The sequence below is a fragment of the Pseudomonas sp. ASL9 genome (genome assembly GCF_056680335.1).
Window position 1 is genome coordinate 3,203,871 of sequence record NZ_CM155277.1, and the last position, 18,778, is coordinate 3,222,648.

The window sequence follows — 18,778 nt, forward strand, 5'->3', positions numbered from 1 at the left end:
TCATCGATATGACTGCGCCCTAATGCAAAGGATGGATACGTGAGCGAAACAGCCTTGCCCAAAGAAAATCGTGAGCCGATGTTCGAAGCACCTGCGCCAACCCCGACCGAGTCTTCAAAACGTCGTGGCAATAGTCTGGTGATTTTAGCGTTACTGCTGGGTGTCGCTGGCGTTGCGGCGGGCGGATGGGGTATCTGGCAGGTGCGTATTCTGTTGGCTGGCCATCAGCAACAGTCGGGGCAATTGCAGGATATTGGCGCACAGACTCAAACGCTCAAAGAGAACGAGCAACAGTTGGCGACGCGTCTGGCGCAGTTACCGGCAGCGGATGAACTGGAAAGTCGTCAGCGTCTGGTCGCGCAGTTGCAGGGCGATCAGCAGCGCCTGAGCCAGCGCCTGGAAACCGTGCTGGGTGCCAGCCGCAAAGACTGGCGACTGGCCGAGGCCGAGCATCTGCTGCGTCTGGCTAGCCTGCGCTTGTCGGCACTGCAAGATATCAACAGTGCTCAGGCGCTGGTGCAGGGGGCTGATGAAATTCTGCGTGAGCAGGACGATCCCGGCTCCTTCGCGGCGCGCGAGCAATTGGCCAAAAGTCTGGCGGCGTTGCGTAGTGTCAAGCAACCGGATCGTACCGGCCTGTTCCTGCAATTGGCGGCCCTGCGTGATCAGGCGACACAACTCAATGAGCTGGCCCCTGACTATCAAGACAGGGGTGAGTCGCTGCTGGGCTTGACCTCCGACAGTGACCACAGCAGTCGTTGGGTGCAGTGGTGGGACACGATCTCGCGCTACATTCGTATCGACTTCAATGCGGATAGAAATATTCGTCCGCTGCTGGCAGGGCAGAGCCTGACGCAGGTTCGACTGGCCTTGACCCTGACGCTGGAGCAGGCTCAGTGGGCCGCGCTCAACGGCGAGCCTCAGGTGTACACCAAAGCCCTGACGGAAGCTCGCAGCGTGCTGCAAAGTAATTTCAATCAGGGCAACCCGCAAAGCAAAGTACTCGACGAGCGCCTTCAAGCGCTGATCACTCAGCCGGTGTCGGTAATGACTCCTGACCTGGCCCAAAGCTTGAGCGCGGTGCAGGCCTACCTTGAGCGCCGTCATGCGTCTATCGAGCAGCCTGCCGCGCAAGCACAGCAGGAGACCAGCCCATGAAGCGTGTCTACCTGATCCTGATTGCGGTGATTGTGGTCGCGGCGCTGATGGGCGTCGCTATTTCCGAGCACTCAGGCTACGTGTTGATCGCGTACCAGAACTTCCGTTACGAATCGAGCTTGTGGGCAACGCTTGGGCTGTTGATCGTGATTGGGCTGGTGGTCTTCTTGCTACGGGTTTTGTTCGATCTGCTGACAACGTCGGGTGGCGTGGTCAATCCATGGTCGCGGCGCAATCGCAGCCGTCGCGTGCAACAGGCGATCGAACACGGTCAGATGGACCTCGCCGAGGGCCGCTGGGCCAGTGCCCAGCGCCATCTCCAGCGTGCCGCCGAAGCTGAGCGTCAGCCGCTGTTGTATTACCTCGGCGCTGCACGCGCCGCAAATGAACTGGGTCGTTACGAGGAGAGTGACAACCTGCTTGAGAGGGCGCTGGAGCGCCAGCCGCAAGCCGAGTTGGCGATTGCGTTGAGTCACGCGCAACTGCAACTGGACCGCAGTGATGTCGAGGGTGCGTTGGTGACGTTGCAAGTCATGCATGACCGTCATCCGCATAACGCCCAGGTGTTGCGCCAGTTGCAACGCTTGCATCAGCAGCGTGGAGATTGGTCGGCCCTGATTCGACTGATGCCCGAGCTGCGCAAGGACAAAGTGCTGCCGCCGTCTGAACTGGCTGAGCTGGAGCGCCGTGCCTGGGGTGAAAATCTCACGCTTGCCGCGCAACGCGGTCAGGAAGGTGAGGCGGGTTTGCAATCGCTCAATAATGCCTGGCAGCAGCTCACCTCGGCACAACGCCAGGAGCTGCCGTTGGTCCTGGCCTATGCCGAGCAACTGCGTCAGTTGGGTGCCGATGGCGAGGCGGAAGAAGTCCTGCGTACAGCGCTCAAGCGTGACTACAACAGTCATCTGGCTCGTCTTTACGGCTTGTTGCGGGGTCGCGACCCTGCGCGGCAACTGCAAACGGCTGAAGGTTGGCTCAAGAATCACCCGGATGACCCAAGCCTATTGTTGACGCTGGGTCGTCTGTGTCTGCAAAGCAGCCTGTGGGGCAAGGCGCGGGACTATCTGGAAAGCAGCCTCCGTCAGCAACGTAACCCGGAGGCGTGCGCCGAACTGGCTCGTCTGTTGGCACAATTGGGGGAGACCGAACGCAGTAATCAGTTGTTTCAAGAAGGTCTGGGCATGCTTGACGAGCGTTTGCTGGCGCGGCCGCTTCCGGTGCTGGCCAAGGTGTAAGCGGATCGGCTGACGCGGCGTGTCAGACGTTTCGTCTTCGCAGGCAGGCTTGCTCCTATAGATTTGTGCCCGGCGGAAATCCTTCGGTTTGCCCGGGTCTGTGGGCGCGGGCGCCTGTGAACGGGGGCGTACGGTCTGCCTGCTTGAGCCTGATTTGTAGGATGCTGCCTACCGATCTGTAGGGCAAATGAACGATCTTGCAGAGGGTCGTATTTAATCCGCTAGATTGCGGCGGTATATGCCTACAACATTGCGGAAGTATCTTCACTCGCCTGTCTTGAAAGGGTTAGGGGCTTTCCTCTACCGTAATGGCCTTCGCATTCTGTTACGGATTTGCCATGTCCCTGGCTCGCTCGCGCTCTCTGTTCCTTCTGGCATCTATTGCCTGTGCGTTTGTCATTTGCGCGGCGTTATATCTCGAGTATGGCGTGGGGCTTGCCCCTTGCCCGTTGTGCATCGTGCAGCGCGCCTTCGTGATTGCATTCGGTGTCATCTGTCTGATCGCGTTTTTTCACGCGCCCGGCAAGACCGGGTGGCGGGTCTACTCGCTGCTGACCCTGCTCTGCGCGCTTGCGGGAGCGGCGGCTGCGGGGCGTCAGGTTTGGCTGCAAAGCGCCCCGATGGATGACTTTACTTCATGCATGCACACGCCTGGCTCTGTGTTGGCGGCGATGCCCTTGACCCAGATCCTTGCCCAGGTGTTCAACGGCATCGTCGGCTGCACTGAAATCAACTGGTCGCTTTTCGGTATGAGCATTGCTGAATGGAGCCTGCTGGCTTTCTCCGGCATGATTTTGTTCGCGGCCTACCATTTGTTCCAGCGCGACTGAGTCGGATTGGGCGATGAAACAGGTCGGCAATATCGGCAAGGATTAAACACTTGTATGAACTTTATCTCCTGCGTACCTTGAAGGGGTTAGCGTGCGGGCATAATCTGAGCCGCACGTGTTATTGGAAATATGCTGACTCTGTGGCCTTATCAGACCCGTCTCTCGATAGAGATTTATTAGAAAGTCTGGAGGCGGGTACAGAGCAGCATGACCCTGAAGGGAAGAGAGATCATCATGTTGGAAAGTTGTCAGAATGCTCAGGAGCGTTGGGGCGGGGTCAATCAGCTGATCGATCGCTGGCTGCAGGAGCGTCACGAGCTGATTCGAGCCTACGATGCTCTCGGCGAAACGCCTGAGGCGCTGGTTGCTGATCGCGTGTCACTGCAGAAATTTTGCGAAATTTTGGTCGATTACGTTTCGGCCGGACATTTCGAGGTCTACGAACAGCTGACCAATGAGGCCAAGGCCTTCGGCGATGAGGGTGGCCTTGAGTTAGCCAAACAGATTTATCCGCGCCTGGATGTCATCACTGAAGTGGCATTGTCGTTCAATGATCGCTGCGACAAGGGCGATTGTTCCGATGGCGAAGTCGTTGCCACTGAACTCAAGAAGTTGGGCGGTCTGCTGCACGAGCGCTTCGAGCTCGAAGACTGTCTGATCGAAGTGCTGCACACATCCCATGAAACAAAAGACGCGGCCCAGGCCTGACGTTTTGACCTTACCGGGCGCCGCCTTGCGCCCCGGTTTCTGAGGTCCCGCTCTTACTGAGCGACACCCAATAGCTCAATCTCGAACACCAGCGGTGTGTAAGGATCAATCAGATCCCCTGCGCCTTCTGCGCCATAGGCTTGAGCGGAAGGAATCACCAGGCGCCATTTCGCACCCACCTGCATCCCTTGCAGCGCGCTGGTCCAGCCGGCGATCACGCTATCAAGACGGAACCATTGCGGCTGGCTGTTTTGATCGAAGATGGTCCCGTCAGGCAATCGACCCACGTAACGCACTTGTACCCTGTCCGAAGCTGTCGGTTTTGGACCGTTACCCGGGGTCAGTTCAGTCACCAGAATCCCGTCGTCCAATACACGAACCCCCGGCTTGGCCTTTTCGCTGTTCAGAAAGCGCTGCTCGGTACTCATTGCGACTTCGCTTTGCGGTTCTGGTGGCGGGGCGTCCTCCGCTTGGGCCATAGAGGCATCATGCTCTCTGAGGATCTGTTCGATGCGCTCATCCTTGAGTGCGAGCGGCTTGCCTTGATAGGCCTGCTGCAAACCTTCAATCAGCGCGGGTAGCTCCATGTCCGGAACTTCCTGGCGCAGCCGTTCGCCAAGACTCGCCCCCAGACTGTAGGCAAGGTCATGTTTATTGGCGGGGTCAGTGGTTTCGTCAGCTTGAGCGAGTGGAAGCAAGAGAAATAGAGACATTAATACGTAACGCGACATGGTGCTCTCCAGCCAGGGAAGAGGGCAATTATGCCTGTGCAATCGCTAAGGTGCTGCCTGGTATGAAAGGGAATTTCATGAGGCTGTCACAACCTTCGCTCTCGACTTTCACACAGTCGTGAAACGCACGGCCGTTGTTACTGTCAACATGACCTAGCGGCGGTGCAGGCAGAGGTCTAGTATGAGCCGCAATCAAGCCAGCCAGGAGGTCAGTCATGTCGGCCAAAAAGACACCCGTAAACACCCCATTGCATTTGCTCCAGCAGCTCTCGAGCAGCCTGCTTGAACATCTTGAAAACGCCTGCTCCCAAGCAATGGCTGATGCTGAAAAAATGCTCGCCAAATTGGAAAAGCAACGCGGTAAAGCGCAGGAAAAACTGCACAAGACTCGTATCAAATTGCAAGAAGCCGCTACCGCCGGCAAAGCCAAGGCGCAAGCCAAAGCCAAGCAGGGCGTGTCTGAACTTGAAGAACTGCTTGATGCCCTCAAGTCTCGTCAGACTGAAACCCGCACCTACATTCTGCAGCTCAAGCGCGATGCGCAAGAGAGCCTGAAGCTGGCTCAGGGCGTGGGTCGTGTCAAAGAGGCCGTGAGTAAAACTCTGGGTCTGCGTGCCGCGAAGCCAGTAGCTGTAAAAGCTCCTGCACCTGCAGCCTCCGCCAAAGCTCCGGCTAAACCAGCGGCCGTCAAAGCACCCGTAAAAACTGCTGCAAAAGCACCTGCAAAAGCACCGGCCAAACCGGCAGCGAAAGCACCTGTTGCGGCCGCCAAAACTGCAGCTAAACCTGTTGCGAAAAAAGCGGTTGCGGCAAGCGTCGCTAAACCTGCTGCCAAGCCAGCCGTAAAACCTGCGGTCAAGGCTCCGGCTAAAGCGGCAGCAGCCAAGCCAGCAGCCAAGCCTGTTGTGGCAAAAGCCCCTGTTGCCAAGGCGCCAGTCAAAGCGGCTGCCAAGCCCGCAGTGAAGCCAGCCGCCAAACCTATTGTTGCAAAACCAGCGGCTGCCAAGCCCGTTGCAAAACCTGCAGCGCCGTCAGCGTCCATCGCGCCGGTTGCAAGCGCCTCTGCAGCGCCAGCCTCGGCCCCTGCTACTGCTACTGCTACTGCCACACCAACCAGCGCTTCCTAAGGCGGGTTCGCCGCGACGCGCAGCACCTGCAGCGCGTCACGGTTCTGGGGGGCGGCGTCGCCTGCAAGACCTTCCAGCCACACCATCAGATCGTTCGTCGTCCCTGCTGACCAGCCCTGCGTCAGTGCTTCGAGCCGCGAAAGCAATTCGCGCTCAGCCTCCAGTTCCAGCCCCTTTACCTGCTCGCGCAATTTCCCCCATTCGACGTCATTGGCCGCCGCTGCTCGCCAACGTGTGCGCAATACCCTGAGTGGTTGCACCACTTCATCGTGCCAGGGTGTGGCCAATTGTCTGATTTCCCGTAAATGGTCGGCGGTGCAAACCACGCCGCGTTGCCCCAACCAGGCACCACACAGCAGCGTACAAACGTTGGCCCCGCTGGCTTGCAGGCGCAAGCATGCCTCTTCCACACCCGGGCGGGCATAAAGAATAAGGGTGAAACTCCACAGATCAGAAGGCATAGTCATCTACTTGTTTCGGACGAAGCTGGTAGACTCCGCCGCCATTATGATTCGACTTCAAGACCTGACTTTACAGCGTGGCCCACAACGTCTGCTAGAAGACGCTGAGCTGACCCTGCACCCCGGCCATAAAGCCGGCCTGATCGGCGCCAATGGCGCCGGCAAATCGAGCCTGTTTGCTTTGCTGCGGGGTGAACTGACTCCCGATGGCGGCGACTGCCTCGTGCCCGCCGATTGGCGCATTGCCCACATGCGCCAGGAGGTCGACACGCTCGATCGGCTGGCCGTGGACTATGTTCTCGACGGCGACCTGCGCTTGCGCCAGGTACAGGGCGATCTGGCCGCGGCCGAGGCCGCGCATGATGGTGCCGCGCAAGCGCGCTTGCATGCCGAGCTGGACAGTGCCGACGGCTACACGGCCGATGCGCGAGCGCGAAAGTTGCTCGCCGGGTTGGGCTTTACCAATGAACAGACAGAACGTCAGGTCGGAGATTTCTCCGGTGGCTGGCGGATGCGTCTGAACCTGGCGCAGGCACTGATGTGCCCGTCGGACCTGTTGCTGCTCGATGAGCCGACCAACCACTTGGACCTCGACGCCATTCTATGGCTCGAAGACTGGCTTAAAAGTTATACCGGCACACTGTTGCTGATCTCCCACGACAGGGATTTCCTCGATGCGGTGGTGGATCACATCGCTCACGTCGAGCAGAAAAAAATCATTCTCTACCGCGGAGGCTACAGCGCCTTCGAGCGCGCCCGTGCCGAGCGTCTGGCCCAGCAGCAGCAAGCCTACGATAAGCAACAGGTGCAGCGCGCGCATATGGAGAAATTCATTGCGCGCTTCAAGGCTCAGGCGACCAAGGCCCGTCAAGCTCAAAGCCGAATCAAAGCCCTTGAGCGCATGGAAGAGTTGTCGGCAGCGCATGTCGATTCGCCGTTCGACTTCACCTTCCGTGAGTCCGATAAAATTTCCAGCCCGCTGCTCGATCTTTCTGATGCGCGTCTGGGCTACGGCGAAAGAGCCGTACTGGAAAAGGTCAAATTACAGCTCACACCGGGTGCGCGGATCGGTTTACTTGGTCCCAACGGGGCGGGTAAATCGACGCTGATCAAAAACCTCGCGGGCGAGCTTGAGCCGTTGAGCGGTCGATTGGTGCGTGGCGAAAACCTGATCGTTGGCTACTTCGCTCAGCACCAGTTGGACTCTCTGGACTCCAAAGCCAGCCCGTTGTTGCACCTGCAACGTATTGCGCCGACTGAGCGCGAACAAACCTTGCGCGACTTCCTGGGTGGTTTCGACTTCCGCGGGCCGCGTCTGGACGAGCCTGTGCTGAACTTCTCCGGCGGCGAAAAAGCGCGTCTGGCATTGGCCTTGATCGCCTGGGGCAAGCCGAACCTGTTGCTGCTCGACGAACCTACCAACCACCTGGATCTGGAAATGCGTCTGGCCCTGACCATGGCCCTCCAGGAATTCAGTGGCGCGGTATTGGTGGTTTCCCACGATCGGCATCTGCTTAAAAGCACCACCGATGATTTTTTGTTGGTGGCAGACGGTCTGGTGCAAACCTTCGACGGTGACTTGGAAGACTACGCGCGCTGGCTGGTGGACTATCGTCTGCGCAATGCGCCGGTCAGCAACACCCCGGTCAATGTCGATAAAACCGATAAGAAAGCCCAGCGCCAACAGGCTGCGGCGCTGCGCCAACAGCTGGCACCGCACAAGCGCGAGGCCGACAAGCTCGAACGCGACCTCGGCACGCTGCATGAAAAGCTGAGCACGGTCGAAGCCGCGTTGGCCGACAGTGCGAACTACGAGGCGGCGAACAAAGACAAGCTGCGTGACCTGCTGGCGGATCAAGCCAAGCTGAAGGTGCGTGAAGCCGATCTGGAAGAAACCTGGATGGAAGCCCTCGAGTTACTGGAAGGCATGCAGGCCGAGCTGGAAGCCCTGTCCTGATCAACGCATGGGCCTGCTGGGCGTTTGCCCGCAGGCCTTAAAAAATGAATAGTCATTTTCCGGCGCAAACATTAGCTTAGAAGGCATTCCGGTCTTGCCTGAGGTGTGTGATGTTGCTTGAAACGTGGCTGGCATTTTTTGCCGCCTGCTGGGTTATCAGCCTGTCGCCTGGCGCTGGCGCGATCGCGTCCATGTCGTGCGGTTTGCAATACGGTTTCTGGCGCGGCTACTGGAACGTTCTGGGGCTGCAATTAGCGCTGGTGTTGCAGATCGCGATTGTCGCGGCGGGCTTGGGTGCAATCCTTGCGACGTCCGCACTGGCCTTCAGCCTGATCAAATGGTTTGGCGTGCTTTACCTGGTCTATCTGGCCATCAAGCAATGGCGTGCGCTGCCCAGCGATATGGCCGATGACTCTGCCGTACGCCCGATTGGTCGGCCCTTGAGTCTGGTCATGCGCGGCTTTCTGGTGAATATCAGCAACCCCAAGGCGCTGGTGTTCATGCTGGCGATCCTGCCGCAGTTCATCGACCCACATCAGCCGCTGCTCGCCCAATACCTTATCATCTGCGCCACCATGGTCGCCGTCGACCTGACGGTGATGGCCGGTTATACCGGGTTGGCTTCGCGAGTGTTGCGCCTGCTGCGCACGCCTAAGCAGCAGCGCCGGATGAACCGCACGTTCGCCGGCTTGTTCATCGGCGCAGCGGCATTCCTAGCGACGATCCATCGCGGCACGGCTTGATTCCCTGCGGCATGTCCTGTGCAGTTTTTGCACAGGACATGTCTTGATAGGTGCGTTGTTGGGGTGTCGGTGGGCTCATAGACTGGTCGGAGTGAAATCACTCCCACTCAGGAATCCACCATGTCGAGCCTCTCTCTGAACCGTGTTCAAGCCTCCCGCTTTTTTCCTTCGCTACTGAAAACGCTTTTGGCGACGTTCAGCTTGTCGGCCGCGCAGTGGAGCGTCGCTGCGACCCCAGCCGTGAACGCGCAGCCAACCATTCGTGCACTGTCAGGTGCGACGCCGATCGACCGTCTGGATTCGCGGACTACGGCGCTGCTCGTTATCGATTTCCAGAACGAATACTTCACCGGGAAAATGCCCATACCCGACGGTATGCACGCATTGGAAAATACCCGCCGCCTGATTCAATTCGCCGACAAGGCCAAGCTGCCGGTGATCCATGTCCAGCACGTTGCACCGAAGGACTCCGCTGTCTTTGCGCTAGGGAGTGAGGGCGTTGAGTTCCACCCGCTCATGAAGCCGCGCGCTCAGGATAAACAGGTGCAAAAAAACACGGTCAGCGTATTTGCCAGCACTGATCTGGACAGCCAGTTGAAAAAAGCCGGTATCAAGACCGTGATTATCTCAGGCCTTATGACGCATGCCTGTGTGGCGGGCGCTGCACGGGATGCGGTGCCGCTGGGTTATCGGGTCGTGGTAGCATCCGATGCCTCGGCCACGCGCACTATCACGCGAGCCAATGGTGACGCTGTCAGTGCAGATGCGTTGCATCGCGCAGCGCTTGCCGAGATCGAGGACACCTTCGGTGATGTGTTGACCACTGCGCAAATCATCGATTTACCGCTGCATTGATGTCCATTGCCCGTTTTTGAGCGGCACCTTTGAGTGGCTCACCCCATGAATCAATTGCTTGCCATGCGTGCTTTTCGTTGCATCGTCGAAGCCAAGGGTTTTTCGGCCGCAGCTGAGCGCCTGGACACCACGCACTCGACGGTCTCGCGTCAGTTGCAGCAGTTGGAAGTCGAATTGGGTGTTCAGCTCATCAACCGAAACACCCGGCGATTCAGCCTGACCAGTGCGGGCGAGCAATACTACGCGTCCTGTGTCGATATTCTGGAGCGTGTCGACGCTGCGGCGCAGGCCATGGCAGGGGAGCATCAACGGCCCGCCGGCATATTGCGGGTCAGCGTGCCGCTGGTCATTGGGACATTGGAGTTGGGCGGTTGGTTACCAGGCTTCCAGCATCGGTACCCTGATATTCAGCTTGATCTGTCGTGCGATGACCAGTTTGTCGACCTTGTCGCGGGTCGTTTCGATGTGGCCCTGCGCATTACCGGGCCGCTTGCCGACACGACAATGGTTGCCCGGACACTGGCTGTTTCGGAGCAGGTGCTGGTGGCATCACCGGCCTATGTACGGGAATGGGGTTTGCCTCGTACGGTGCAGACACTTGAGGGGCATCGGCTATTGGCTTACTCGGGCCACGGCGGTGCTGCCTCCGCGTGGCAGCTCGGCACTGCGCGTGGCGCCCCTGTTCGTGTGATGCCAGCCGGTAGCTTCAAAGTTGACACGGTCAGTGCGTTGTATGCGGCTGCACTGGCGGGGGCGGGTATCGCAGCGTTTACGCAGGCGACTGTCCAGAGCGACATCGACCGGGGGCACCTTGTGCGAATCCTGCCGCAGTACACGTTGGGGCCGCTTCACTACTACGCGCTTTACCCCCATGCGAAGCACCTTGCTCCCAAGGTGCGCGCCTTTGTGGACTTCATGGCCGACTACTACACATCGATCGTTTACAGGTCTTAGCGCAAAATCGTCGGCGCTTCGTCCCTTGGCAAATTGTTGCGCGGCAGCGCGGGTCCGCCATTGCCACTAAAGCCAATCAACTGTTCTTTCAACTGGCGGGTAACATCTTCGCCAATCGATTTGGACACGTCGCGTACCACCCGCCCGCGATTGAGGGTCACGTGCAGGTCATTGCCATTGACCAGTTTGGTGTCTTGACCTTCGCCCATCGCGGTGAACGCTGAGGTGATCTCGAAGGTCCGGGTGTTGATCAGGCTGAAATCGCCGACCAGGGTCAGGCCCAGAATCGCAGAGTGAGTGTCGGTGTTGGCCAGCGCGGTCATGTCCTGGCGGAAGTCGATATCCGACACGGTGCCGAACAACACGAAATCAGCACCCTTGAAATTACCGCTTTTGATCCGCTTGATCACGTCATACACGTTTTCAGTGGCGTTGGCCGTGTAGGGCGAGCCCTGGACTAGCTGGAACATCCCGGATTTGAGAATCTCGCCCTTGATGTCGCCACTGAATTTACGCAGCTCACCCTGTTCGATGTAGCTGGTACGGCTTTCGTATTCGTTGTAGCTCGCCGAACCGCTGGCCTGATAGGCGTTTGCCTGGATATTACTCTGCGCGGAAATCGTGTGGATGTACTGCTCCACACGTTGCTCGAATGCCAGATCAGTGACTGCGATTTTCGGCGCAGCCTGGGCACCAACGGCGCACACCAGGCTGAGAATGCCAATCCATGCTCGCATGACTTAACGCTCCGTGGTTTTGCGGATTTCTTTCTCATCCATCCATTCGGCCAGACCGCTTTCGACGTCGATCAGTTGCAGGCTGAATTTGTAAAAAACGTCTTTCACGTCACTGCTGCGCTTGACGATCGAGCTGATGGAGCCTTCCAAACGGTATTTGGCGGCGACCATGTTGCCGGTCTTGCTGACAGTCGATTGTTTGTACAGGCCGCTCTGATTCTGCAGCTTGAGTTGATCGACCTGGCTTTGGAGGTCGGTGTTATCGCTGGCAAAGCGGGCGGTGCCGGACTTCATCAACTGGGTCTTGATCGAGGTAGTGATCTCGCGGGTATCGATGTACTCGCTGGTCTTGTTCTTCACGTCGTAGACTTGCACCACCGGGCGACCCTGGAGAATGCCGGACTGGGCCAAAGAGCGGGTCATGGTTTCGGCGATCATTTGCAGATCGGTGGAACCGAATTCGTTGGTCACCAGTTCAACGGCTTTTGTGTCGCCGTAGCTGGTGTTTTTCCCGCCTAGAACGGGTGAATTAGAGGCGCAACCGCCAACCAGCAGGGCAATGACGGCGACCAGTGAAAAGCGTGCAAACGGCATCTGAAGGCTCTCTTGAATTGAACGAAGCTATTAGTGACGAAGCTAAAGGGGCGAAACAGGGTTCAACGCGTGTCAGCACTCAAGGCGTTTTGACTTCGATCCGGAAGTCCGTGGCCTTGGGGACGGGTGCGATGGCGGTCAGGTAACTGGTTTGCGAGCCATACAGGGTCAGGCTCTTCCAGCTTTCCTCATCGGCCACGGGGAAACCGTCGTTGCCGAGCCAGGCGAAGCGGTAATACAGCGTTTGATTGCTGCTGCTGGTGTTGCTCAGCGCAGCCTTCACGGTCAGGAAACCGTTTTCGCGCGCGACACGCATAGGCCCGATTTCGGTGTTCTTCAGGCTGCCCATTGACGCGATTTTGCTGGCGGCGCTACCGGGTGCCGGCGCAGGGGGTGTGGCGCACCCGACGAGCAGGGCCAAGGCCATCAGGCTGAGGATTTTGATACGCATACACGGTCTCCGCTTAAGGTTGTCTGGCTTAAGGTTGTTTGATGACAGCCACGACTTGCGGCGCGTTCGTCGGGACTACGTATGAAGCAAGACCGCTGGCGTACACCTGATTGCCAATGACGCGCACTGCGACGACCTGATAGCGCTGATCGACCTTGATCTGCACCTGACGGCCACCCTGAATGGATGGCAGGCTCAGTTGGTGCTCGCCCTGTTTCAGGCGCATCCGGACCACTTGGGTGCTGTTGGGCAGGGTGCGCCAGGTACGGGTGTCGGCGCCTTCGGTAATCGCTGAAGCGATACCTACCGCCAGCCCGGCCAGTGGATTTGCTTTGTTCAACTGCTCTTGCGCTACGGCACGGGTGATCGCACGAACAGAGGTGCGCAGGATGATGCCGGGCATGTCGTCACGCAGGGCGCGGCGCGACATATCCGTGGTGCTGCTCAACAGGGTCAGATTCAGTGGCTGGCCATCAAGCCCGATCTGGGTGAACGCGGCGGTCGAGGTGTCCGGTTTGATCACCGGGAATGACAACGGCGTGATCACCAGGTTGTTGTTGATAGGCAAGGGCAACGGGATGCGGATCGAATCACGGGCCGGGGCGAATCCGCTTTGCACGACGATGAGTACGTCGCTGTCTGTGTTGGTGCTGGCGGCGCTATCCAGATTCAGCAGCGCCTGGTCGAGCAGCGGGGTGTTGGGACGAAGTTCTGCTGCCTTGCGATAGCCCGGTGCTGCCAGGCCACGTTCACCCAAGGCTTCGTATACGAAACCGGAAAGGTAATGACTGAACGCACTCTGATAGCTGTTTTTCAAGCCGACGACTTCTGGGGCGTTAAGGCTTTCTACCGGGTAACCCTTAAGGTCTTTGTACTCGGTTTTGACACCACGGTTTTGGGCTTCCTGCTCACTCTTGAGGTATTCCTTGTCGCGCAACTCAGCGATCACGGCCTCACGTTCGTGGGTCTTCTTGATCTCGGTGCGCGCCCCTTCGAAGTCGTTCAGGGCCAGCAGGTTAAGGGCCATCTCCGTGGTCAGCATGACCTTTTCGTAGTCATAGCCTTCGTAACGACGAACCTTGTCATTGACCAGAAAACTGCCGAATTGGCTCAGGTATTTATCAGAGTCGAACTTGACCGACTCTTCCCACGTGAATACCACATGGTCGGCTGCCCGCCAGGCGGTCTGGCTACCAGCGATATCGCCTTTTGAACGCAGCAACTCGCCCTTTTCAAAGTAGTACAGCAGGTCTTTGTCTTCGCCCGTGTTGTTCTTTTCCAGGAGCGCCAGCGAGCCGTCAATGTTGCCCACGGACATTTGCTGACTGGTTTCTTTAAGTTCGGTGTCGTAGCTGCGGAAGGCTGCACAGCCAGCCAATTGCACAGCGGCAAGCAGCACCAGAGTGATCGATGCACGAGATGACATACAGAATTCTCTCTATCCCTGAAAGTCGACAACCGGGCAATAGGCTCCGGCTGGGCAAGTCCTTTTGGCGAAGCAGCGCATAGCTGCCGGGCGTGAAGTGGTGGCGATTATAGGGCGGATGGGTGGCCAAACAATGGCTTATTGATATTAATTAAAGCGACTAATCAGCGCACGGCCACCGCACGTCATCGCAATCCCTTGTAGGGGCGGGGGGGACGCCTAGTCCTTGCCTGCGATAAGATCGAAACGACCTTCAGGTATTTAGTTAGGAAAACCACGATATGCGCGTCTGGATCGATGCTGACGCTTGCCCTCGGGCGGCTAAAGACCAAATCATCAAGTTCGCTTTGAAGCGTCATTTCGAGGTGTTGTTGGTGGCCGGGCAAAGCCAGATCAAGCCGACGTATGCGTGCGTCAAATTGATTGTGGTGCCCAGCGGGCCAGACGCGGCGGACGATTATCTGGTCGAGCATGCGGTGCCCGGTGAGCTGGTGATTTGCAGCGATGTGCCGTTGGCGGACCGGCTGATCAAAAAAGGCGTCGCGGCACTCGACCCCCGGGGCCGCGAGTTTGATCCGCAGAACATGGGTGATCGTCTGGCGGTGCGAAACCTGTTCACTGACCTGCGCGATCAGGGGCAGATGAGCGGTGGCCCAGCGCCCCATGGTGATCGCGAAAAACAAGCATTCGCCAATGCGCTGGACCGGATTCTGACGCGGTTGGTGCGGGAATACCCTTAAGTCTTGTGGTTGGACCCTGACAGCCAATCTCAGCCTCGGAGCCCTTGTGTGCGAATTCATTCGCGAGTGCGTTGGGTCAGGCGCCGATGATGTTGGATGTGCCGGCCTCTTCGCGAATAAATTCGTTCCTACAGGGGGACGGGATTGGGCAGCTCTCAGCGTTAATCTTCGTTTTCCTGCGTCAACTCAATCACTCGATCCACCAGCTTGTTGATCCCGGCCGCTGCTTCGCTGATTGACTGGGCGGTCATGTAGGCGGGGGTGCTGACCAGCTTGCGTGCGGTGTCCTCGACAATCTCGTCGACTGCGCACTCTTTGTGGGTGCCGCCCATTTTGCAGATGGCCTTGGCGGTGTCCGGGTCGTTGCCGATGGTGCAGGTCACGCCTGGCCCATAAATTTTTGCGGCCAGCGCGGGGGAGATGCAGATCAACCCTATGGGCTTCCCTGATTCGGCAAAGGCTTCGGCCAGCGTCAGAAGCTCAGGCTGCAGGCTGCAATGGACGCCTTCGAAGGCGAAATTAGACAGGTTTTTTGCCACGCCAAATCCGCCCGGCATGATCAGCGCATCAAAATCCTCTGCATTGGCCTCGCGGATGTCCTTGATCGCGCCACGGGCAATGCGTGCGGACTCGATCAGGACGTTGCGCGATTCAGGCATTTCTTCGCCCGTCAGGTGGTTGATCACATGGTATTGCGCAATGTCGGGGGCAAAACATTGAACCTCGACGCCGCGCTGGTCCAGGCGCAGGAGTGTGAGGACGCTCTCATGGATCTCCGCTCCATCCTGGACGCCACAGCCGGAAAGAATCACTGCCACTTTCTTTTGCATAGCGTTTGCTCCTGTTCATGGCGCCGGTCGGGTGATCCGTACGCCTGCCGTTTCCTGAAAAAACTGCGACGAGAATGTCGTTAAATGTCCACTAATTTGTCACTCGCTGCCATAGGGTTTTGGCCGAGCCGCGCCTAATCTTTGGCAATAGGTCTCTTAAGTGGCAACCCCATGAATCTCATTCTGTACGCCGTACCGTTCTTCTTCGTGCTGATCGCCGTGGAGTTGCTGGCTGACCGATGGCGCAAGGTCAGCACCTATCGCCTGTCCGACGCGATCAACAGCCTGAGTACAGGTGTGTTGTCGACTACCAGCGGCTTGCTGACCAAGGGCGTCGGCCTGCTGACCTACGCGTTTGCCCTTGAACATCTGTCGCTGTGGCAGCTTTCGCCCGACAGTCCGTGGGTTTGGGTGTTTGCCTTCGTGCTGTACGACTTCTGCTATTACTGGCTCCACCGTATGGGACACGAGCGCAACGTGTTGTGGGCGGCGCATTCGGTGCATCACCAGAGCGAGGATTACAACCTCTCCACGGCCCTGCGCCAGACCAGTACCGGCTTTCTGTTCAGCTGGATTTTCTACTTGCCGCTAGCGGTGCTGGGCGTGCCGTTGCTGGTTTTTGTCAGCGTCGCGGCGCTCAATCTGCTGTATCAATTTTGGGTGCATACCCGTCACATCCCGAAGCTGGGCGGGTTCGAATGGGTGTTCGTTACCCCGTCCAATCATCGCGTCCACCATGCGCAGAACCCTGTTTACATGGATCGTAACTATGGCGGGGTGTTCATTGTCTGGGACAGATTGTTGGGTTCTTTCCAGGAAGAGCTGGACAGTGATCCGACGGTTTTTGGCGTGACCACGCCCCTCGCGAGCTGGAATCCGTTGTGGGCGAATGTGCAGTTTTATGCCCAGCTGGCTGCCGACGCACGGCGTGCCGAGAGCCGGTGGGACTCGCTGCGGATCTGGTTCATGCGCACCGGTTGGCGCCCGGCCGATGTCGCGGCGAAGTACCCGCAGGCCAAGGCCGACCTGAGCCAGTTCCGTAAATTCGAGGTGTCATTAAGTCTGTCGCAGCAGGTCTATGTCACCGTGCAGTTCGCCCTCCATGCCGCGCTGGGCAGCTACCTGTTGGGGATGGGCGACAGCTTGCCTATGCCGGCACTGATACTCGGCTGGGTCTGGGTGACGTTTGGGTTGTTTGTGCTCGGCGTGGCACTGGAGAACCGGCCTTGGGCGATCAAGCTTGAGTGTGCCCGGCTGGGGCTGAACCTGCCGCTGATGGGGCTGGCGCAGTCGGTGGGGCTTTGGACGGTGAGTTCGCTGGGTTGGGTGGCGCTGCTGACGTACGTGCTGCTGAGCGCAATGGGGCTGTATTGCGCTCGCGGACATTTCAGTCGCTTGGCTGGTTCTTGACGTCGACGGTGGCAACTTTGCAAGAAATCGATTCCAGCTCTTTGGCGATACGCGCGGCTTTGATCCGTCGTCGCAGCCACAGAACACCACCGAGGATGAGCAGGGCGCCAAGCACCCAAAGCTCGTATTTCTTGACGTTGCCCAGCAGTCCTTCGAGTAACGCGCCGAAGTGATAAGCGGCCGCACCCAGTGCCGCCGCCCAGACGCCGGCACCCAGACCGTTCAGCAGCAAGTAGCGCCCTGGCGGATAACCTGACAGGCCGATCGCCACCGGCATGACCGTGCGCAACCCGTAGACGAAGCGAAAGCTCAGCACCCAGATATCCGGGTGTTTGCGAATGTGCTCCAGGGCTTTGTCACCCAGCAACTGCCAGCGCGGCTTGCGTGCCAGTAACTTGCGGCCGTGCTTACGCCCCAGGAAGTACCAGAGCTGATCACCGGCGTAGCTTCCCAAGAAAGCCACAACCACGACCAGGTTGATATCCATGTAACCCCGGAACGCAAGAAAGCCGGCGAGAACAAGGATCGTCTCACCTTCAAAAAAGGTTCCAAGAAAGAGGGCGAAGTAGCCAAATTCCTGCAAAAAATGTTGGAGCATTGTCTGGGTGCTGGCGAAATGAACGCGCAGCCTAACGCCTAGAAGACATTCAGGAAAGTGTGGATATGTGTCTCGACGTGAAGAATTCCTACGGAGACAATGGTTGCGTCCTACCGTCGCAGGTTAGCCATAGCGGTCATACATTGGTCATAATGGTGGCTTATAACTGTCACGCTTGCCCGCCTGCGCGGGCTCAGGAGTCTTGCCGTGAGCTTTACCCCCGCCAACCGCTTGTTTCCTCTTACCCGTTTGCGTCGCAATCGTCGCGACGATTTTTCCCGCCGACTGGTCCGTGAAAACGTACTGACCGTCGACGATCTGATCCTTCCGGTTTTTGTCCTCGATGGTGAGAACCGTCGTGAAACGATTTCGTCGATGCCGGGCGTTGAGCGACTGAGCATTGATTTGCTGTTGCAGGAAGCGGAGCAGTGGGTGGCGTTGGGCATTCCGGCGTTGGCGTTGTTTCCCGTGACCGCGCCTGAGAAAAAATCCCTTGATGGCGCTGAAGCCTGGAACCCTGAGGGGATCGCTCAGCGTGCCACTCGTGCGCTCCGTGATCGCTTCCCTGAGCTGGGTGTGATCACCGATGTTGCCCTCGATCCGTTTACCACGCACGGTCAAGATGGCATCCTCGACGAAGACGGCTATGTACAAAACGACATCACCGTCGATGCGCTGGTCAAGCAAGCGTTGTCCCATGCCGCTGCCGGCGCGCAAGTGGTTGCGCCTTCTGACATGATGGACGGTCGCATTCAGGCGATCCGCGAAGCCTTGGAGCTTGCCGATCACGTCAATGTGCGGATCATGGCGTACTCGGCGAAATACGCCAGCGCCTACTACGGTCCGTTCCGCGATGCGGTGGGGTCGGCGCTGAACCTGGGTAAAGCGAACAAGGCGTCCTATCAAATGGACCCTGCCAACAGCAACGAGGCGCTGCACGAAGTGGCGGCCGACTTGTCTGAAGGGGCTGATATGGTGATGGTCAAGCCAGGTATGCCTTACCTGGACATCCTTTACCGGGTCAAAGACGAATTCAAAGTACCGACCTTCGTCTATCAGGTCAGCGGTGAATACGCGATGCACATGGCCGCGATCCAGAATGGTTGGCTGAGTGAGGCTGTGATTCTCGAATCCCTCACCGCTTTTAAACGTGCAGGTGCTGACGGCATTCTTACTTATTTCGCCGTTCGTGCTGCTCAACTGTTAAAAGGGCAATAGTCCCTATCAGGAACA

General features: G+C 58.2%; 20 protein-coding genes. 12 read left to right on the forward strand and 8 right to left on the reverse strand.

What is annotated here, in order from left to right:
* The first annotated feature begins 39 nt into the window (after positions 1–39).
* The 4 genes from AC1ME2_RS14730 (at position 40) to rsd (ending at position 3,931) form a co-directional block, all read left to right on the forward strand.
* Positions 40–1,158, forward strand: coding sequence for a uroporphyrinogen-III C-methyltransferase (locus AC1ME2_RS14730; RefSeq protein ID WP_480434823.1), 1,119 nt, complete (start codon positions 40–42; stop codon positions 1,156–1,158).
* A complete protein-coding gene (locus AC1ME2_RS14735) occupies positions 1,155–2,393 on the forward strand; it encodes a heme biosynthesis HemY N-terminal domain-containing protein (protein ID WP_480434824.1) in 1,239 nt (412 codons plus the stop codon). The genes AC1ME2_RS14730 and AC1ME2_RS14735 overlap by 4 nt, the downstream gene beginning before the upstream one ends.
* Before the next feature lie 338 nt (positions 2,394–2,731).
* Positions 2,732–3,223, forward strand: coding sequence for a disulfide bond formation protein B (locus AC1ME2_RS14740; protein WP_480434825.1), 492 nt, complete (start codon positions 2,732–2,734; stop codon positions 3,221–3,223).
* Positions 3,224–3,457: 234 nt separating this feature from the next.
* Positions 3,458–3,931 (forward strand): sigma D regulator, encoded by a 474-nt coding sequence (rsd, locus tag AC1ME2_RS14745; RefSeq protein WP_480434826.1) that lies wholly within the window; start codon positions 3,458–3,460, stop codon positions 3,929–3,931.
* A 53-nt stretch (positions 3,932–3,984) separates the two neighbouring features.
* Here the strand turns inward: rsd and AC1ME2_RS14750 are convergent, their stop codons facing one another.
* Complete coding sequence (locus tag AC1ME2_RS14750; RefSeq protein ID WP_480434827.1) at positions 3,985–4,662, reverse strand: FKBP-type peptidyl-prolyl cis-trans isomerase; 678 nt, start codon at positions 4,660–4,662, stop codon at positions 3,985–3,987.
* Between the two features lie 215 nt (positions 4,663–4,877).
* Here AC1ME2_RS14750 and AC1ME2_RS14755 point away from each other — a divergent pair, with 215 nt between their 5' ends.
* Positions 4,878–5,789 (forward strand): AlgP family protein, encoded by a 912-nt coding sequence (locus AC1ME2_RS14755; protein WP_480434828.1) that lies wholly within the window; start codon positions 4,878–4,880, stop codon positions 5,787–5,789.
* Here the strand turns inward: AC1ME2_RS14755 and AC1ME2_RS14760 are convergent.
* On the reverse strand, positions 5,786–6,250 hold the full coding sequence (locus tag AC1ME2_RS14760) for a TIGR02444 family protein (protein WP_480434829.1): 465 nt from the start codon (positions 6,248–6,250) through the stop codon (positions 5,786–5,788). The genes AC1ME2_RS14755 and AC1ME2_RS14760 overlap by 4 nt on opposite strands.
* A 46-nt stretch (positions 6,251–6,296) precedes the next feature.
* On the opposite strand from AC1ME2_RS14760, the gene AC1ME2_RS14765 reads away from it, so the two are divergent.
* The 4 genes from AC1ME2_RS14765 (at position 6,297) to AC1ME2_RS14780 (ending at position 10,759) form a co-directional block, all read left to right on the forward strand.
* Positions 6,297–8,207 (forward strand): ATP-binding cassette domain-containing protein, encoded by a 1,911-nt coding sequence (locus tag AC1ME2_RS14765; protein WP_480434830.1) that lies wholly within the window; start codon positions 6,297–6,299, stop codon positions 8,205–8,207.
* A 110-nt stretch (positions 8,208–8,317) separates the two neighbouring features.
* Positions 8,318–8,950, forward strand: a complete 633-nt coding sequence (locus tag AC1ME2_RS14770; RefSeq protein WP_480434831.1) for a LysE family transporter — start codon at positions 8,318–8,320, stop codon at positions 8,948–8,950.
* A 120-nt stretch (positions 8,951–9,070) separates the two neighbouring features.
* On the forward strand, positions 9,071–9,805 hold the full coding sequence (locus AC1ME2_RS14775; protein WP_480434832.1) for a cysteine hydrolase family protein: 735 nt from the start codon (positions 9,071–9,073) through the stop codon (positions 9,803–9,805).
* 45 nt (positions 9,806–9,850) lie between these two features.
* Positions 9,851–10,759 (forward strand): LysR family transcriptional regulator, encoded by a 909-nt coding sequence (locus AC1ME2_RS14780; protein ID WP_480434833.1) that lies wholly within the window; start codon positions 9,851–9,853, stop codon positions 10,757–10,759.
* Here AC1ME2_RS14780 and AC1ME2_RS14785 read toward each other — a convergent pair.
* The 4 genes from AC1ME2_RS14785 to AC1ME2_RS14800 form a co-directional block, all read right to left on the reverse strand.
* Positions 10,756–11,496, reverse strand: coding sequence for a penicillin-binding protein activator LpoB (locus AC1ME2_RS14785; RefSeq protein WP_480434834.1), 741 nt, complete (start codon positions 11,494–11,496; stop codon positions 10,756–10,758). The two genes, AC1ME2_RS14780 and AC1ME2_RS14785, sit on opposite strands and share 4 nt — an antisense overlap.
* A 3-nt stretch (positions 11,497–11,499) precedes the next feature.
* Positions 11,500–12,090, reverse strand: coding sequence for a penicillin-binding protein activator LpoB (gene lpoB / locus AC1ME2_RS14790; RefSeq protein ID WP_480434835.1), 591 nt, complete (start codon positions 12,088–12,090; stop codon positions 11,500–11,502).
* 79 nt (positions 12,091–12,169) lie between these two features.
* Positions 12,170–12,541, reverse strand: a complete 372-nt coding sequence (locus AC1ME2_RS14795) for a YcfL family putative periplasmic lipoprotein (RefSeq protein WP_480434836.1) — start codon at positions 12,539–12,541, stop codon at positions 12,170–12,172.
* Between the two features lie 28 nt (positions 12,542–12,569).
* Entirely contained in the window at positions 12,570–13,967 is a 1,398-nt protein-coding gene (locus AC1ME2_RS14800; protein ID WP_480434837.1) for a COG3014 family protein, read from the reverse strand.
* Between the two features lie 281 nt (positions 13,968–14,248).
* Here AC1ME2_RS14800 and AC1ME2_RS14805 point away from each other — a divergent pair, with 281 nt between their 5' ends.
* Entirely contained in the window at positions 14,249–14,707 is a 459-nt protein-coding gene (locus AC1ME2_RS14805; protein WP_480434838.1) for a YaiI/YqxD family protein, read from the forward strand.
* Positions 14,708–14,868: 161 nt separating this feature from the next.
* Here the strand turns inward: AC1ME2_RS14805 and elbB are convergent, their stop codons facing one another.
* Positions 14,869–15,537: an isoprenoid biosynthesis glyoxalase ElbB gene (gene elbB, locus AC1ME2_RS14810; protein ID WP_480434839.1), complete on the reverse strand. Its 669-nt coding sequence runs from the start codon at positions 15,535–15,537 to the stop codon at positions 14,869–14,871.
* Positions 15,538–15,708: 171 nt separating this feature from the next.
* Here elbB and AC1ME2_RS14815 point away from each other — a divergent pair, with 171 nt between their 5' ends.
* A complete protein-coding gene (locus AC1ME2_RS14815) occupies positions 15,709–16,947 on the forward strand; it encodes a sterol desaturase family protein (RefSeq protein ID WP_480434840.1) in 1,239 nt (412 codons plus the stop codon).
* Here the strand turns inward: AC1ME2_RS14815 and AC1ME2_RS14820 are convergent.
* Positions 16,925–17,545, reverse strand: coding sequence for a DedA family protein (locus AC1ME2_RS14820; RefSeq protein ID WP_480434841.1), 621 nt, complete (start codon positions 17,543–17,545; stop codon positions 16,925–16,927). The two genes, AC1ME2_RS14815 and AC1ME2_RS14820, sit on opposite strands and share 23 nt — an antisense overlap.
* Positions 17,546–17,752: 207 nt before the next feature.
* Here AC1ME2_RS14820 and hemB point away from each other — a divergent pair, with 207 nt between their 5' ends.
* Positions 17,753–18,763, forward strand: a complete 1,011-nt coding sequence (hemB, locus tag AC1ME2_RS14825) for a porphobilinogen synthase (protein ID WP_480434842.1) — start codon at positions 17,753–17,755, stop codon at positions 18,761–18,763.
* Positions 18,764–18,778 lie beyond the last annotated feature (15 nt).